Raw genomic sequence first — 15,910 nt, 5'->3', positions numbered from 1 at the left:
CCCCTACGCGCGCGGCGGGTAAGAATGTCGCGTGCTCCAGGAACTGTTCACCCCCTCCGTCCAGCATTGGCTCGACCTCATCGGGATCTTCGTCTTCGCGATCTCCGGTGCCCTGATGGCCGTCCGCAAGAACTGGGACGTCTTCGGGATCGCCGCGCTCGCCGAGGTCACCGCGCTGGGCGGAGGGGTCTTCCGTGACCTGGTCATCGGCGCCGTGCCACCGGCCGCCTTCATCGACCTCGGCTATTTCGTCACGCCGCTGGTCGCCGCCGCGCTCGTCTTCTTCCTGCACCCGGAGGTCGAGCGCACCCAGACGGCGGTGAACGTCTTCGACGCGGCGGGCCTCGGCCTGTTCTGCGTCACCGGCACGACGAAGGCGTACGACTACGGGCTCGGGCTCACCGCGTCCGCCGCGCTCGGCCTCGCCACCGCGGTCGGCGGCGGCGTGCTGCGCGACATCATCGCCAACGAGGTGCCGTCCCTCGTGCGCTGGGACCGCGACCTCTACGCGGTGCCCGCCATGGTCGGCGCCGGGATCGTCGTCCTGTGCATCCACCTCGACGCCCTGGACGGCTTCACCAGCGCCCTCGCGGTCCTCACCGCGTTCGTTCTGCGGCTGCTCGCGATGCACTACCACTGGAGGGCCCCGCGCGCCTGGAACCGCAGGTCGGCGGGGGTGGATGTGATGGAGGAGACGCCGTAGCCGGAGGCCGGCGAGCGATGAAAGCTACCGCTTAGTAATTTCCTGTTGTACGTTTCCGGTATGGCAGACGCAGTATCCACGCAGAGTCGCCCGGCCGTCATCGGCGACAGCGAGTTCGACCGCGACACCGCCGTCACCCGGCGCGCGGACGAACCCGGTGTCTACGACATCGACCTCTCCGCGGGCTGGACGATCATCAACGCCCTCAACGGCGGCTACCTCCTCGCCGTGCTCGGCCGCGCCCTCGCGGACGCCTTGCCGCACGACGACCCGTTCACGATCTCGGCGCACTACCTGACCGCGTCGGCGCCGGGCCCCGCCGTGATCAGGACCGACGTGGCCCGCACCGGCCGCACCCTCTCCACGGGGCAGGCCTCCCTCTTCCAGTTCGCGGAGGACGGCAGCGAGGTCGAGCGGATTCGGGTCATCGCGTCGTACGGCGACCTGGACGCGCTCCCCGACGATGTGCGTACGAGCGCCGAGGCGCCCGTCATGCCGCCTGCCGAGCAGTGCTTCGGCGCGGGCGACGCCCCCGAGGGCGCGCCGCCCGTGCCCGGCAGCTCCGCGATCTCCGACCGGCTGCACCTGAAGCTCGACCCGGCCACGCTGGGCTGGGCGCTCGGCGCGCCGTCCGGCAAGGGCGAGATGCGCGCCTGGTTCGGCCTCGCCGACGGCCGCGACATGGACCCCCTGTCGCTGCTGCTCGCGGTGGACGCGCTGCCGCCGACCGCCTTCGAGATGGGCCTCAAGGGCTGGGTGCCGACGGTCGAGCTGACCGTCCACGTGCGCTGCCGCCCGGCCCCGGGGCCCGTCCGCGTCTCGATCACGACGCGGAACCTGGCCGGCGGCTTCCTGGAGGAGGACGCCGAGATCTGGGACGCGAAGGACCGTCTGGTGGCCCAGTCGCGCCAGCTGGCGAGGGTCCGGCTCGGCTGAGGGTCGAGGGTTTTACGAACGCAGGAACTCGCCCAGTACGGCGGCGAGTTCCGCGGGCGCGTCCTCCTGGACGAGGTGCCCGGCGCCCTCGATGATCCGCAGCTCGGCGCCGGGGATCAGTTTGACCAGCTCGTGCGCCCGCGCGACCGGGATCCAGGTGTCCTCGGCGCCCCAGCAGACGAGTACGGGCAGGTCCAACTCCCCGTAGCGGTCCTGGATGTCGTTGGTGGCGTCGTGCGGGGCGTTCTGCACGATCTGCCGGTAGAAGGCGTCTCGCCCCGCCTCCGTCAGCCACGGTTCGACGAGGCGTGCGTGGGTGTCGGCGCGCAGGCCGGGGTGGCTGCACGAACTGACGTAGCGGTGCATGAGCGCCTCGTGCAGCTCGGGCGGCAACTGCCGGAACACGTCGGCGTGTTCACCGAGCAGCCGGTACGTGGGGGAGCCCCACGGCCGCAGCGCCACCGGGTCGACGAGCGCGAGCCGCGCGTACGCGGCGCCGTGCAGCAGGTGCGCGCGCAGCGCGATGCAGCCGCCGTAGTCGTGCGCGACGACGGCGGGTTCGCGGCCTGCCCCGGTGAGGCCCCAGTGGTCGAGCAGCTCGGTCAGGACGCGGGCCTGGGCGTCGAGCGAGAGGTCCTGATCCGGGCGCATCTCGGAGACGCCGTAGCCGGGCAGGTCCCATACGTACACGCGGTGTCGGTGCGCGAGTGCGCGGGCCGGGGCGCGCCAGACGTACGAGGAGAACGGCGTGCCGTGGACGAGGACGACGGGCGGTGCGTCGGCCGGGCCGAGAACGGTCCAGCGGACTTCGCCCGACGAGCTGGAGAAGCTTCGGTCGAGGTTCCAGTCGGCTGCTGTCATGACCGTAACGCTAGTTGCTCATGACACGTCGAGCCAGTGTTTTCGGCCGATGCTCACCAGACGGAGCTGCCGCTCGGCCTGTCGCGACACCCGCCCGAAGTCCTCGGCATCCGTGCTGAGCAGCAGTGACGCCGTCACCAGCATGTGATCGACGTACAGATTCGCCAGCATCATCAGGTCCTCCTGGCTCCAGCCCGCCGCTTCGGGGTCGTGGCGGAGCGCCTCTTGGACCTCGTCGGCGAACTGTGTGAGCTGGGCGCCGATCGCCTCCCGCACCCGCTGTACGCCGCCGTGCCGCTCGCGCGCGATGAAGCGGACGTGTGCGGGATACGCGTGCACATGACGGGCGATCAGCTCGATGGTGCGCGTGATGCGTTCGTCGCTGTCCCACGTCGCCGTCAGCGCGTCGCGGATCACCGCGTGCAGACTGACCAGCGCCTCCTCGACCAGGGCCACTCCGAGATCGGCCGTGCTGTCGAAGTGCCGGTAGAACGCGGTCGGGGTCACGCCCACGACGCGCGTCACCTCGCGCAGGCCGAGGCTGCTGAGGCTCTGGTCCTCCAGCAGCTCCAACGCCGCGTCCAGGAGCGCCTGTCGGGTCTTCTGCTTCTGCGCCTGACGGGCGCCGAGGGTGTGACTCATGTCATCCAGTTAACAACTGTTCTCTGTAATGGGGAAGTCGAGTCGCGAGCTAGACTCGGTAGTCAGTGAACAGTTGTAACCCAACTTTTCGAGAGGCTTCCATGCTGTTCCTCGTAGCGGCCCTCCTGCTGCTGGGCTTCGCGCTCGGCACCGTGGCCCACGCCCCGCTGCCCGTCACGCTCGTCGCGGCCGTCGTCATCGGCGTCTGGCTGGCCGTCTTCGCGGTCCGCGAGCGCCACGCGCGCCGTAGGCACCAGCACTGAACCGTCAGCAGTTCACGTTCAGCAGTTCACGTTCTCAGGGGGTATCACCGTGCAACTCACCACAGAACTCCGCAGCACAGAACCTCGCAGCGAAGAACCGCGCACCACGGAGCCGCGCACCACGGAACCTCGCGCCGCGGAGCCGGAGACGCGGACGCGCCCCGTCGGGCGCCGGGACACCGACGGCATGGCCGTCGCCTCGTTCGTCCTCGGCCTGGTCGGGCTGCTCGTCATGAACGTCTTCCTCGGCCCCGTCTCGATCGTCCTCGCGTCGATCGCCCTGTGGCGCGGCACCGAGCGGCGCGGCCGGGCCTTCCTCGGGCTCGGTCTCGGCGTCGCCGACCTCGTCGTGCTCGGCGCCCTGATCGCCGCCGACGGCACGATGTCCTGGAGCATTACGGGCTGACCGTCGGCCGCGCGCACGTGGGCTCGTAGAATCGAGCCCACCATGGCTTACCTCGACCACGCCGCGACCACTCCGATGCTCCCGGAGGCGGTCGAGGTGATGACCGCCCAGCTCGCCGTCACCGGCAACGCCTCGTCCCTGCACGCCGCGGGGCGCCGCGCCCGCCGCACCGTCGAGGAGTCCCGCGAGACCCTCGCCGAGTCGCTCGGTGCCCGGCCCAGCGAGGTCGTGTTCACCTCCGGCGGCACCGAGGCCGACAACCTCGCCGTCAAGGGCCTGTACTGGGCGCGCCGCGCGGCCGACCCGGCCCGCACCCGCGTCCTCGCCAGCCCCGTCGAGCACCACGCCGTGCTCGACGCCGTGCACTGGCTCGCCGAGCACGAGGGCGCGACCGTGGAGTACCTGCCGGTCGACGCGTACGGCCGGGTGCACGCCGAAGCGCTGCGCGAAGCGATCGAGCGGAACCCCGACGACCTCGCGCTCGCCACGGTCATGTGGGCCAACAACGAGATCGGCACGATCCAGCCGGTGCGTGAACTGGCCGACGTGGCAGGAGAGTTCGACATCCCGCTGCATGCCGACGCGGTGCAGGCCTACGGGCAGATCCCGGTCGACTTCGCCGCCTCCGGGCTCGCCGCGATGACCGTGTCGGGCCACAAGGTCGGCGGTCCCTACGGCATCGGCGCCCTCCTTCTCGGTCGTGAGTACACCCCCGTCCCCGTACTGCACGGCGGCGGGCAGGAGCGGCACGTCCGCTCCGGCACGCTCGACGTCCCCGCGATCGCGGCCTTCGCCACGGCCGGCCGGATCGCGACCGAGCAGCGCGAGTGGTTCGCCCGCGAGATCGGTGCGCTCCGGGACGCCCTGGTCGACGCCGTCCGGTCGGCCGCCCCCGAGGCGATCCTCGGCGGCGACCCGGCCCCCGGCGGCCGGCTGCCCGCCAACGCCCACTTCACCTTCCCCGGCTGCGAGGGGGACTCGCTCCTCCTTCTCCTGGACGCGCAGGGCATCGAGTGCTCCACGGGCTCGGCCTGCACCGCGGGCGTGGCCCAGCCCAGCCACGTCCTGCTCGCGACCGGCACGGACCCGGACCTGGCGCGCGGCACGCTCCGCTTCTCCCTCGGCCACACCACCACGAAGGCCGATGTGGAAGCAGTGGCGAAGGCGATCGGGCCGGTGGTGGAGCGGGCGCGGTCGGCGGGGCTCTCGTAGGGCGCTGTTAGGCCTTGGTCGTCACGTCGCGGCTGTCACGCGTCGGCTGTCACGCCTTGGTGGAACCGGCCCGCTCGTATGCGGCTTTCACCAGGCGTATGTACCGGTCCCAGTCCCAGTTCGGCCCCGGGTCGGTGTGGTCGGTGCCCGGCACCTCGACGTGCCCGATGATGTGCTCCCGGTCGACCGGTATGTCGTAGCGCCTGCAGATCCGGGCGGTGAGCCGCGCGGACGATTCGTACATCGCGTCGGTGAAATCGGACGGCCGGTCCACGAAGCCCTCGTGCTCGATGCCGACACTGCGCTCGTTGAAGTCCCGGTTGCCCGCGTGGAACGCGACGTCCAGCTCCCGGATCATCTGCGCGATGTGCCCGTCCTGCCGGACCACGTAGTGCGCGGCCGCCCCGTGCCACGGGTCCTTGAAGACCTTCAGCGTCCCCTGGTAGCTGCCCTGGGTGACATGGATGATGACCCGGTCGATCGTGTAGTCGTCCGGCCGGTCCGCCCGCCGCCAGTTCGCCGACGCGGCGGCCACCCACTCCGCGCCCTTGAAGTCCACTGCGCCGGCCTTGCGCGGCTTGTCGACCCCCGGCACCTGCCACCACATGCGGGCGAGATCGCCGCGCGCGAGCAGCCCGACGCCCACGGCCGAGGCGGCCCCGCCGATGATCAGCGTCCGTCGGCTGACACCACGGTCACGGTCCCCGCCGCGGCCCTTCCCGGACCCGGCTCCCTGCTTCCCCATATGACGCCCCCGTCAGTCCCGTACGAGATCCACAACGGATATCCGAGCGATTCGGTTCCCGCGGGCCCTTACCCTGTTAGTGCTATGACTTCGCAGACTCCGCAGCGCTCCGCGGGCCCCGAGAAGGCGGCCCGACCCCTCCGTGTCCTCGCCGCCATGTCCGGCGGCGTGGATTCCGCCGTCGCCGCGGCCCGCGCCGCCGAAGCGGGCCACGACGTGACCGGCGTGCATCTCGCGCTCTCGGCGAACCCGCAATCGTTCCGCACGGGCGCCCGCGGCTGCTGCACCATCGAGGACTCCCGCGACGCGCGCCGCGCGGCCGACGTCATCGGCATCCCGTTCTACGTCTGGGACCTCGCCGACCGCTTCCGCGAGGACGTGGTGGAGGACTTCATCGCGGAGTACGAGGCCGGCCGCACGCCGAACCCGTGCCTGCGCTGCAACGAGAAGATCAAGTTCGCCGCGCTCCTCGACAAGGCGCTCGCCCTCGGCTTCGACGCGGTCTGCACGGGCCACTACGCGCAGGTGATCGTCAACGGGAACGGCGACCGTGAGCTGCACCGCGCCGCCGACATGGCCAAGGACCAGAGCTACGTCCTCGGCGTCCTGGACGACCGGCAGCTCGCCCACGCGATGTTCCCGCTGGGTGACACGGAGACGACCAAGGAAGAGATCCGCGCGGAGGCGGAGCGCCGCGACCTGGCGGTCGCCAAGAAGCCCGACTCCCACGACATCTGCTTCATCGCCGACGGCGACACCCAGGGCTTCCTCGCGAACCGGCTCGGCAAGGCGGAGGGTGACATCGTCGACGAGTCGGGCGCCAAGCTCGGCACCCACGAGGGCGCCTTCGGCTACACGATCGGCCAGCGCAAGGGCCTGCGCATCGGCAGGCCCGCCCCCGACGGCAAGCCGCGCTACGTCCTGGACATCTCCCCGGTGGACAACACGGTGACGGTGGGCCCGGCCGAGGCCCTCGACGTGACCGCCCTCACCGCCATCAAGCCCCGCTGGTGCGGTGCGGCGCCCTCCGGGCCCGGCACGTACACGGCCCAACTGCGCGCGCACGGCGGCGAGACCGAGGTGTCCGCGGAGCTGGTGGGCGACGAACTTCAGGTCCGCTTCACGGAGGCCGTCCGCGGCGTCGCCCCCGGCCAGGCGATCGTGCTGTACGACGGCACGCGCGTGGTGGGCTCGGCGACGATCGCCACTACGGAGCGGGTCGCGGCGGTCGTCTAGCCCCGCCCCTGTAGGTAGTACTGCAGTACGGCACCCAGCTGACCGCACCACTCGGACGCCTGCGCCTTCTTCCGCGCCTGCACCGCGCACGTGTAGACGGCGCCGTCCACCATCGCCGCCGTCACGAACACCCCGGACGGCATCGGCTGGAAGTGCGCCGTCTGTACGTGCGTCCACGGCAGGTCGATGGCGTGCGGCCCCTGCTCGAAGTGCAGCCCGTCCGCGTCCACGACCATGCCGTTGTGCTTGTCGGCGGCCACGAACTCCGGACCGGCGGCCGCGGCCGGGGGACCGGGCGGCGCGGGCGCGAACTGCGGAGGATGAGCGGGCGGCGGCGGAGCCGCCGGTGGATGCGGCGGGGGCGCCGGAGCGAACGGCGGCGGGGGACCGCCGAACCCACCCGTCGGAACGTCCTGCTGCCCGTCTCCGTGAGCCATGTCCGCCTCACCCTCCGTCTTGCTCTGCCGTACCTCCTCATTCGACCACGCGCGCGTGGTTACGCGGCGTCGACCTGCGTCTCGTAGAAGCACAGGTGGTCCTTGATGGCGGCCACCTCGGCCTTCGGCTCCGGATACGCCCACACCAGGTCCTGCGCACCCGGCACCGACCAGTAGGAGGCGTCCCCCTTGAAGGGACAGTGCGTAGTCGTGTTCGAGGGCGTAAGCAGCTCGGTCCGTACGTCCTCCGGCGGCAGGTAGTACCGCACCGGACAACCGGTCTCCTTGAGCACCAGCGGCCGCGCACTCTCGGCAAGCACCTCCCCGTCGTGAACGACCCGCACCCGCTCGGAACCCTGCTCGACCGTGATCGTGTGTCCTGTAGTCATACGTGTGTCAGCGCTCACAGTGGGCGAGTTCTTCCCGACACGGCCGCGGTACGGCAAGGATCAAGGTCTACGAGAGGACCGCCATGGCACTCGACCCCACCGACAGGACCGCCATCACCGAACTGCTCTCCCTGCACGGCCACTTGATCGACTCCGGCGAACTGGATCGACTGGACGAGCTCTTCACCCCGGACGTCGTCTACGACATCACGGACTTCGGGCAGCAGCCCCTCCACGGCCCGGCCGCCATCAAGGACGCCGCGCTCGCCCTCGGCGCGGGCAACCCGGTCGCCCACCACATCACGAACGTCGTCCTGACCGAGGTGGACTTGGACCGCGTACACGCCCTGTCCAAGGGCATCGGCATCAAGGCGGACGGCACTACCGGCAGCGCGACCTACGAGGACACCGTGGTGCGCAGGGCCGACGGATGGCGGATCGCCCGGCGCAAGATCATCGCGCGCCGGGTGCCGCTCGGCGGCCGGTGAGGGGGCGGCCCGGCTGTCAGTGGCGGACCGTACGGTAGATGGCATGAACATCTGTGTCTTTCTCTCCGCCGCCGATCTCGACGAGCGCTACACCCGGCCCGCCCGTGAATTCGCCGAGCTGCTCGGCAAGGGTGGGCACACGCTCGTGTGGGGTGGTTCGGAGAGTGGGCTCATGAAGGTCGTCGCCGATGGCGTGGCGGAGGCTGGTGGGCGGCTGACCGGGGTGTCCGTGGACTTTCTCGCGGCCAAGGCGCGCGTCGTGGCCGAGCCCGACCAGATGGTGATCGCCAAGGACCTCGCGGAGCGCAAGGCGCTGCTCCTGGAGAAGTCCGACGCCGTCGTGATCATGGTGGGTGGCACGGGGACGCTCGACGAGGCGACCGAGATCCTCGAGCTGAAGAAGCACGGGAAGACCGACAAGCCGATCGTGCTGCTCAACTCCGCGGGCTTCTACGACGGTCTGAAGGAGCAGTTCCGGCGCATGGAGGACGAGGGTTTTCTGCCGATCCCCCTCACTGACCTCGTGTTCTTCGCCGAGGAGCCGGTCGGTGCCCTGGCCTACCTGGAGGAGTCGCGCGGCGTCGAGTAGTGCGAGCATGGCGGGCATGGCTACACATGTGATCACCGGCGCCGGTTCCGGAATCGGCGCCGCCGTCGCCCGCCGCCTCCACGAGCGCGGGGACGAAATCTACCTCCACGCGCGCGACGCGGGCCGCGCCAAGGAACTCGCCGCACAATTCCCGGGCGCCCGGACGCTCGTCGGCGACCTCGCGGACCCGGACAAGCTGTCCTGGGCCTTCTCGCACCAGACGCTGCCCGACCGCATCGACTCGCTGCTGCACATCGCCGGCGTCGTCGACCTGGGCAAGGTCGGCGAGCTCACCCCGAAGTCGTGGCGCCACCAGCTCAACGTCAACCTCATCGCCCCGGCCGAGCTGACCCGCCACTTCCTGCCCCAACTCCGCCTCGCCCAGGGGCACGTGCTCTTCGTGAACTCCGGCGCCGGGCTCAACGCCAACGCCGACTGGTCCGCGTACGCCGCCTCCAAGCACGGCCTCAAGGCGCTCGCCGACTCGCTGCGCCAGGAGGAGCACGGCAACGGGGTGCGGGTCACCTCCGTGTACCCGGGCCGCACCGCCAGCCCCATGCAGGCCAAGGTGCACCACCAGGAGGGCAAGGAGTACGACGAGTCCCGCTGGATCGACCCCGAGTCCATGGCCACGACGATCGTGATGGCCCTCGACCTCCCGCGCGACGCCGAGGTCAACGACCTGACGGTGCGCCCCGGCCGCTGACGGCGCCGCCCGCCCGGCGGCCGGCGTTACGTACCCTTCCTGGGTGACTGACAAGAGCGACTTCAGGTGGGGGCCGGCCACGGGCGTCGGCTCGATGCCCGGTGGTGATGCCCGCGAGGCCGCCAGGACCGTGACCGGCAGCTTCGAGGGGCCGGAGCAGGGGATGCCGTTCCTCGCCGAGCTGCCCGCACGCGGCCCGGGCGCCGACATGATCGGCCGTACGGCCGGAATGCTGGTCGACCTCTACGCGCGCGTGGAGCCCAGCGGCTGGCGGATCGGCGACCGGCCCGGCCGGGACACCAAGCGCGCCAGGTCCTGGCTCGGCGAGGACCTCGACGCGCTCGAGGAGTTCACGCAGGGGTACGAGGGCCCGCTCAAGGTGCAGGCCGTCGGCCCGTGGACCCTCGCCGCCGCACTGGAGCTGCGGAACGGGGAGGCCGCCCTCTCCGACCTCGGCGCGTGTCGCGACCTCGCCGCGTCCCTGGCCGAGGGACTGCGCGAGCACCTCGCCGACGTACGCCGCCGGGTGCCCGGCGCCCAGTTGGTGCTGCAGCTCGACGAGCCCTCCCTCATCGCCGTGCTGCGTGGACAGGTCAAGACCGCCAGCGAGTACCGCACGCACCGCTCCGTCGACCGCCAGATCGTCGAGGGCGCGCTGCGGGACGTCTTCTCCGTGCTCGGGGACGGGCCGCGCCTCGTCCACTCCTGCGCCCCCGACGTGCCGTTCGCCCTCCTGCGCCGGGCCGGCGCGGACGCGGTCTCCTTCGACTTCTCGCTGCTCACCGAGCGTGACGACGAGGTGATCGGGGAGTCCGTCGAGGCCGGCCTGCGACTCGTCGCGGGTGTCGTGCCGGGCGTGGACGGCCCATTGTCAGACCCTGCCGGTAGCGTCATGGGTGTCAGGACGCTGTGGCGCAGGCTGGGGCTGAATCCGGGTTCCCTCGCGGACTCGGTGGTGCTCACGCCGTCGTGCGGACTCGCGGGTGCCTCGCCCGCGTACGCCCGCGCGGCACTCGCCCACTGCGTCCGGGCGGCGAGATCACTCGCGGACAACCCTGAGTGACCGTGGACGAAGGCGAACGGGAGGACGAGACGGTGGCTGACGAACTGCAGAGCGAGGGCACGGTGCCCGCCAAGGAGCGGGACGAGCACGCCCAGCTGGCGGAGCAGATCGAGGAGCACCGCTTCCGGTACTACGTGAACGACGCTCCGGTCGTCTCCGACGCCGAGTTCGACAAGCTCCTGCGCTCCCTTGAGGCGCTGGAGGAGAAGTACCCCGAGCTGCGCACGCCGGACTCGCCGACCCAGAAGGTCGCGGGCCAGTACGAGACGGAGTTCACGTCCGTCGAGCACCGCGAGCGCATGCTCTCGCTCGACAACGCTTTTGACGACGCCGAGTTGGCGGCCTGGGCCGACCGCGTAGCCAAGGACGTCGGCGCGCCGGGCTACCACTTCCTGTGCGAGCTGAAGATCGACGGCCTCGCGGTGAACCTGACGTACGAGGACGGGCGGCTGACGCGCGCGGCCACGCGTGGGGACGGCCGCGTCGGCGAGGACATCACGTCCAACGTCCGCACGATCTCGGACATCCCGAACCGCCTGAAGGGCGACAACATCCCGCCGCTGGTCGAGATCCGCGGCGAGGTCTTCTTCCCCATGGACAAGTTCGAGGAGCTGAACGCCCGGCTGGTCGAGGCCGGCGACAAGCCCTTCGCCAACCCCCGGAACGCGGCGGCGGGTTCGCTGCGTCAGAAGGACCCGCGCGTCACCGCGACGCGCCCGCTGCACATGGTGGTGCACGGCATCGGCGCCCGCGAGGGCTTCGACATCGACCGCCTCTCGGAGGCGTACGACCTGCTGCGCGAGTGGGGCCTGCCGACCACCAAGTACAGCAAGGTGGTCGAAGACCTCGAAGGCGTACGGAAGTTCATCGCGTACTACGGAGAGAACCGCCACTCCGTGGACCACGAGATCGACGGCGCGGTCATCAAGCTCGACGAGATCCGCCTGCAGGGCCGCCTCGGCTCCACGGCGCGCGCCCCGCGCTGGGCGATCGCCTGGAAGTTCCCGCCCGAAGAGGTCAACACCAAGCTGCTCAACATCCGCGTGGGCGTGGGCCGCACGGGCCGCGTGACGCCGTACGCGCAGGTGGAGCCGGTCACCGTGGCGGGCTCCGAGGTCGAGTTCGCGACGCTGCACAACCAGGAGATCGTCAAGAAGAAGGGCGTCTTCATCGGGGACACGGTCGTCATCCGCAAGGCCGGTGACGTCATCCCCGAAATCCTCGGCCCCGTCGCCGACCTGCGGGACGGCAGCGAGACCGAGTTCGTGATGCCCGCCGAGTGCCCCGAGTGCGGCACCCCGCTGCGGGCCATGAAGGAGGGCGACATCGACCTCCGGTGTCCCAACGCCCGCACGTGCCCGGCCCAGTTGCGCGAGCGCCTCTTCTACCTGGGCGGCCGCCAGAGCCTGGACATCGAGAACTTCGGGTACGTCGCCGCCGCCGCGCTCACCGGCCCGCTCGAGCCGGCGCAGCCGCCGCTCACGGACGAGGGCGACCTGTTCAGCCTCACGATGGACCAGCTCCTGCCCATCAAGGCGTACGTCCTCGACCAGGACAGCGGACTGCCCAAGCGCGACCCGAAGACGGGCGAGGAGAAGATCGCGGACATCTTCGCCACCAAGGCGGGAGAGCCGCGCAAGAACGCCGTCTCGATGCTGGAGCACATCGAGGCGGCCAAGAGCCGCCCGCTGGCCCGGGTCATCAACGGGCTTTCGATCCGTCACGTCGGCCCGGTCGCCGCCGAGGCGCTCGCCCGCGAGTTCCGCTCCATCGACCGCATCGACCAGGCCACCGAGGAGGAGCTCGCCGCGACGGACGGCGTGGGCGGGATCATCGCCGCCTCCGTGAAGCAGTGGTTCGCCGAGGACTGGCATCGGGAGATCCTGCGGAAGTGGCGTGAGGCCGGTGTGAGGATGGAGGAGGAAGGGGCCGGTGAGGACGAGGGCCCGCGCCCCCTCGAAGGACTCACGGTCGTGGTCACCGGAACGCTGCAGAACTTCACGCGGGATGGCGCAAAAGAGGCCCTCCAGACCAGAGGCGCCAAGGTCACGGGTTCCGTTTCCAAGAAGACGTCCTTCGTGGTCGTGGGGGACAACCCCGGTTCCAAGTACGACAAGGCCATGCAGGTCAAGGTTCCGGTTCTGGACGAGGACGGGTTCGCCGTCCTGCTGGAACAAGGGCCGGAGGCCGCCGTCGAGGTGGCGCTTCCCGCGGAGCAGGAGACCGCCGAGTAGCGGCCGGGGGTCACCCGATCGGCGCATACCAGACGCAGACGGAACGCCGGGTTCATTCGGGCAACCGTGCCCGGGCGCGTCCGTCTGGTGCCCGTGGAAGCCTTCTGCGGCCTACTGTTGAGGTGTGCGGCTGCCGAGTCCTGCTGCGGATGGGGCGAATCCTCGCTCGCTGGGGGCGAGGAGAGCGGGCAGCGGACGCAGGCACTGCCGGCAGTGAGAGGGACGGGAATGGAACCGACCGAGAGCGCCGCCCCTGACTCACGCCTGCGCCCGCGTCGACGCGCGCGGCGCGAAACGGCACCGCGCCCCGACTGTGGCGACGGAGTCGACGGCAGCGAAAGCGGTCACGGGGAGAACGAGCGCGGTGGTGTGGTGAACTGGCGCAAATGGTGGCGTGCGGCCGGATTCGGCGCCGACCGGACGGGCGGGGCCCCGGCCCCTGAGACGTCAGGGCCCGAAGTGGCCGGCTACGAAGGGCTGCTGAGGCGCCGGGCGAAGGATCACCCTGCGGACAGCGGCAGTTCGGTCGAGACCCATACCGCGGCAGGCCCGGAGCAGTCCGCCCCGGCCAGGCCCCGAAGCATCGACGAGCCCCTGCGCGGCCTGCCGGCCCGGCCCCCGAAGGCCAAAGGGGCGCCCGGCGTGCGCATATCCGACGACCGGGCGCGCGACGGTCGCGTCGTGCCCGGTCGCGCCGTGGGCCCCGGCAGGCCCCAGGGGCCGCTTCCCGGAACCGTCCCCGCGGGCGGCCGGGTCGGGATGGCGACACCCGCGCGCAATCAGTACGCGGCGCAGGGGGAGACCTCGCGGGCCGCGCTCGTGCCGCTGCTGCCCGGCGTGGTGGTGGCGCTCGCCGCCGTCGTGCTCGGCGGCGGTTTCTACTGGTCGCTCCAGCAGGGGCACGCGCTCTTCCCGTCCGGCACGGTCGGCTGGTGCCTCGCGATCCTGACCGGGATCATCGTCGGCCACCTCGTCGCGCTCGGCCGCGACCGCTGGTGGGGCGGCACCGGATCCGGCGCGGCCCTCACGCTCGCCGTGCTGCTCCTGTACGGCTGGGTGCCCGCGGGCATGGTCAGCCTCACCGTCGTCGTCCTCGTCGGGATCGCCCGCAGGCACTGCTGGCGCCAGGGCCTGTTGCACGGGGCGATCGACATCCTCGGAATCGGCGCGGGCGCCCTCGTCCTCGCCGCGTTCGGCCGCGTACCGTCCGTCGAGGTGCCGTGGAAGCCGGAGGGCTGGACCCTTTCGGCCGTGCCCGAGGTGGCGCTCGCGGCGCTCGCGTATCTGCTGGTCACCCGCACTCTGCTCTGGTATGTGCATGCGCCACCGAACTCGGGGCTGCCGACCGTCGCCCGTACCGCGCTCGTGCGGCAAGGTCTGGTCGCCGTCGCGCTGCTCGGCATCGCGCCGCTGATCTGCGTCGTCGCGATCGCCCTGCCGGTGCTGCTTCCGCTGTTCGCGATCCCGTTGATCGCGCTCGACTCCACGCTGTGGATCGCGCGGGCCCGCGCCGAGGAACAGCTGCGCGACCCGCTCACCGGTCTGCCGAACCGGCAGTGGCTGCTTGAGCGCACCTGGTCCGCGCTCGACGACGCCGAGCGGATCGGGGTGCGCAGCGCGCTGATGCTGATCGACCTCGACCGGTTCCGTTCGGTGAACGACACGCTCGGCCACCTCGCCGGTGACCGGCTCCTGCTGCAGATCGCGGATCGGCTGAGAGCGGCGCTGCCGCGCGGTGCGGAGGTCGCGCGCCTCGGCGGCGACGAGTTCGCGGTGCTGCTGCCCGTCGCCGACTCCACGACGTCCGCGACGCGCGTGGCCCGCAACCTCGTCGCGACCCTCGGCTCGCCCCTCGACCTGGACGGTCTGACCCTCGTACTGGAGGCGAGCGCGGGACTCGCCGTCTTCCCCGACCACGCGCTGGACGCGGAGGGGCTGCTGCGCCGGGCCGACGTCGCGATGTACCAGGCCAAGCGGGACCGCACCGGCGTGGAGGTCTACGAGTCGAAGCGGGACTCCAACACGCCCGACCGGCTCGGCCTGTTGGGCGATCTGCGGCGCGCGCTCGACGCGGGCGACGTGGAGCTGCACTACCAGCCGAAGGTCCGCTTCGACGGGCACGTCGCGGGTCTGGAGGCGCTCGTACGGTGGGTGCACCCGGAGCGCGGAAAGGTCCCGCCGGACGAGTTCATCGCCATCGCCGAGTCGTCCGGGCTCATGCCGCATCTGACCGAGTACGTCCTGGAGACAGCGCTCGGGCAGGTCGCACGCTGGCGTGCGCAGGGGTTGCACGTGCCGGTCGCGGTGAACGTGTCGCCGCGTGATGTGCACACGCCGGGCTTCGCGGGAGCGGTCGCCGCGCGGCTCGCCCGGCACGGGGTCCCTGCCGGATCGTTGCAGCTGGAGATAACGGAGCACGTGCTGCTCGAGGACCCGCAGCGGGCCGCGGACACGCTGGCGGGGCTCACGGGGCACGGCGTGAAGATGTCCCTCGACGACTTCGGCACCGGTTACTCGTCCCTGGTGCACCTGCGCCGCCTCCCGGTCAGCGAGCTGAAGATCGACCGGTCGTTCGTGGCGCGGCTCGCCGTGGACAACGAGGACGCGGAGATCGTGCGCTGCACGGTCGACCTGGCGCATTCGCTCGGCCTGCTGGTCGTGGCGGAGGGCGTCGAGGACGACGAGACGTGGGAGCGGTTGCGGGACCTGGGGTGCGATGCGGTGCAGGGGTGGCTCGTCGCCGCCGCGATGCCGCCGGACGAGACGACGGCGTGGCTCCGCGCGCGCGGCGATCGCGGCTGGCAACGGCTGCCCGCGGCGCTTCCGGCTGCGCCGGGCGACGAGTGCGGGCCTCTCGCTTGACGGTGCGCCCCAGGCGGACGTGGCCCGAGCCACCGGCGGTGCGGGCCTCCCGTGGCTGAGGTCGCGCAGTTCCCCGCGCCCCCCGTGGGGGGGGGGGGGCCAGCGCCAAACCCCAACCAAACCCCACCCCCCCCCCGA

Annotated in this window: 17 protein-coding genes; 12 read left to right on the top strand and 5 right to left on the bottom strand. The window is 71.4% G+C overall.

Annotated elements, in window-relative coordinates:
- Nucleotides 1-31 precede the first annotated feature (31 nt).
- Together ACYSUO_RS39185 and ACYSUO_RS39180 are read left to right on the top strand one after the other, a co-directional pair.
- Nucleotides 32-703 carry a trimeric intracellular cation channel family protein gene (locus tag ACYSUO_RS39185; RefSeq protein WP_461780979.1) on the top strand — a complete coding sequence of 224 codons (672 nt, stop codon included), beginning with the start codon at nt 32-34 and terminating at the stop codon, nt 701-703.
- A gap of 60 nt (nt 704-763) precedes the next feature.
- Nucleotides 764-1,639 carry a thioesterase family protein gene (locus tag ACYSUO_RS39180; RefSeq protein WP_461780978.1) on the top strand — a complete coding sequence of 292 codons (876 nt, stop codon included), beginning with the start codon at nt 764-766 and terminating at the stop codon, nt 1,637-1,639.
- 12 nt (nt 1,640-1,651) lie between these two features.
- On the opposite strand, the gene ACYSUO_RS39175 is transcribed toward ACYSUO_RS39180, so the two are convergent.
- Both ACYSUO_RS39175 and ACYSUO_RS39170 read right to left on the bottom strand, forming a co-directional pair.
- Complete coding sequence (locus ACYSUO_RS39175) at nt 1,652-2,500, bottom strand: alpha/beta fold hydrolase (RefSeq protein WP_461780977.1); 849 nt, start codon at nt 2,498-2,500, stop codon at nt 1,652-1,654.
- Nucleotides 2,501-2,518: 18 nt separating this feature from the next.
- Nucleotides 2,519-3,142: a TetR family transcriptional regulator gene (locus ACYSUO_RS39170; RefSeq protein ID WP_461780976.1), complete on the bottom strand. Its 624-nt coding sequence runs from the start codon at nt 3,140-3,142 to the stop codon at nt 2,519-2,521.
- A 101-nt stretch (nt 3,143-3,243) separates the two neighbouring features.
- On the opposite strand from ACYSUO_RS39170, the gene ACYSUO_RS39165 reads away from it, so the two are divergent.
- From ACYSUO_RS39165 to ACYSUO_RS39155, 3 genes are all read left to right on the top strand, one after another.
- Nucleotides 3,244-3,405, top strand: a complete 162-nt coding sequence (locus ACYSUO_RS39165) for a hypothetical protein (protein ID WP_461780975.1) — start codon at nt 3,244-3,246, stop codon at nt 3,403-3,405.
- A 187-nt stretch (nt 3,406-3,592) separates the two neighbouring features.
- Complete coding sequence (locus ACYSUO_RS39160) at nt 3,593-3,811, top strand: DUF4190 domain-containing protein (RefSeq protein ID WP_461781011.1); 219 nt, start codon at nt 3,593-3,595, stop codon at nt 3,809-3,811.
- Nucleotides 3,812-3,853: 42 nt separating this feature from the next.
- Nucleotides 3,854-5,023, top strand: a complete 1,170-nt coding sequence (locus ACYSUO_RS39155) for a cysteine desulfurase family protein (protein WP_461780974.1) — start codon at nt 3,854-3,856, stop codon at nt 5,021-5,023.
- A 49-nt stretch (nt 5,024-5,072) separates the two neighbouring features.
- Here the strand turns inward: ACYSUO_RS39155 and ACYSUO_RS39150 are convergent, their stop codons facing one another.
- Nucleotides 5,073-5,768 (bottom strand): N-acetylmuramoyl-L-alanine amidase, encoded by a 696-nt coding sequence (locus ACYSUO_RS39150; protein ID WP_461780973.1) that lies wholly within the window; start codon nt 5,766-5,768, stop codon nt 5,073-5,075.
- A gap of 84 nt (nt 5,769-5,852) precedes the next feature.
- Between ACYSUO_RS39150 and mnmA the strand changes: the two genes are divergently transcribed.
- On the top strand, nt 5,853-7,004 hold the full coding sequence (gene mnmA / locus ACYSUO_RS39145) for a tRNA 2-thiouridine(34) synthase MnmA (RefSeq protein WP_461780972.1): 1,152 nt from the start codon (nt 5,853-5,855) through the stop codon (nt 7,002-7,004).
- Here the strand turns inward: mnmA and ACYSUO_RS39140 are convergent.
- Nucleotides 7,001-7,441 (bottom strand): hypothetical protein, encoded by a 441-nt coding sequence (locus ACYSUO_RS39140; RefSeq protein WP_461780971.1) that lies wholly within the window; start codon nt 7,439-7,441, stop codon nt 7,001-7,003. The genes mnmA and ACYSUO_RS39140 overlap by 4 nt on opposite strands.
- Nucleotides 7,442-7,500: 59 nt before the next feature.
- A complete protein-coding gene (locus tag ACYSUO_RS39135) occupies nt 7,501-7,830 on the bottom strand; it encodes a DUF427 domain-containing protein (protein ID WP_461780970.1) in 330 nt (109 codons plus the stop codon).
- 83 nt (nt 7,831-7,913) lie between these two features.
- Between ACYSUO_RS39135 and ACYSUO_RS39130 the strand changes: the two genes are divergently transcribed.
- The 6 genes from ACYSUO_RS39130 (at nt 7,914) to ACYSUO_RS39105 (ending at nt 15,772) form a co-directional block, all read left to right on the top strand.
- Complete coding sequence (locus ACYSUO_RS39130; RefSeq protein WP_461780969.1) at nt 7,914-8,318, top strand: nuclear transport factor 2 family protein; 405 nt, start codon at nt 7,914-7,916, stop codon at nt 8,316-8,318.
- A gap of 43 nt (nt 8,319-8,361) precedes the next feature.
- Nucleotides 8,362-8,907 (top strand): LOG family protein, encoded by a 546-nt coding sequence (locus ACYSUO_RS39125; RefSeq protein WP_461780968.1) that lies wholly within the window; start codon nt 8,362-8,364, stop codon nt 8,905-8,907.
- A 7-nt stretch (nt 8,908-8,914) separates the two neighbouring features.
- Nucleotides 8,915-9,613: an SDR family oxidoreductase gene (locus ACYSUO_RS39120; protein ID WP_461780967.1), complete on the top strand. Its 699-nt coding sequence runs from the start codon at nt 8,915-8,917 to the stop codon at nt 9,611-9,613.
- A 43-nt stretch (nt 9,614-9,656) separates the two neighbouring features.
- Nucleotides 9,657-10,676, top strand: coding sequence for a methionine synthase (locus tag ACYSUO_RS39115; RefSeq protein WP_461780966.1), 1,020 nt, complete (start codon nt 9,657-9,659; stop codon nt 10,674-10,676).
- A 32-nt stretch (nt 10,677-10,708) separates the two neighbouring features.
- A complete protein-coding gene (ligA, locus tag ACYSUO_RS39110) occupies nt 10,709-12,910 on the top strand; it encodes an NAD-dependent DNA ligase LigA (RefSeq protein ID WP_461780965.1) in 2,202 nt (733 codons plus the stop codon).
- 228 nt (nt 12,911-13,138) lie between these two features.
- Nucleotides 13,139-15,772 (top strand): putative bifunctional diguanylate cyclase/phosphodiesterase, encoded by a 2,634-nt coding sequence (locus tag ACYSUO_RS39105; protein WP_461780964.1) that lies wholly within the window; start codon nt 13,139-13,141, stop codon nt 15,770-15,772.
- Nucleotides 15,773-15,910 lie beyond the last annotated feature (138 nt).

The organism is Streptomyces sp. UC4497, assembly GCF_054871485.1.
This window is presented reverse-complemented; position numbering and strand designations above follow the sequence as displayed.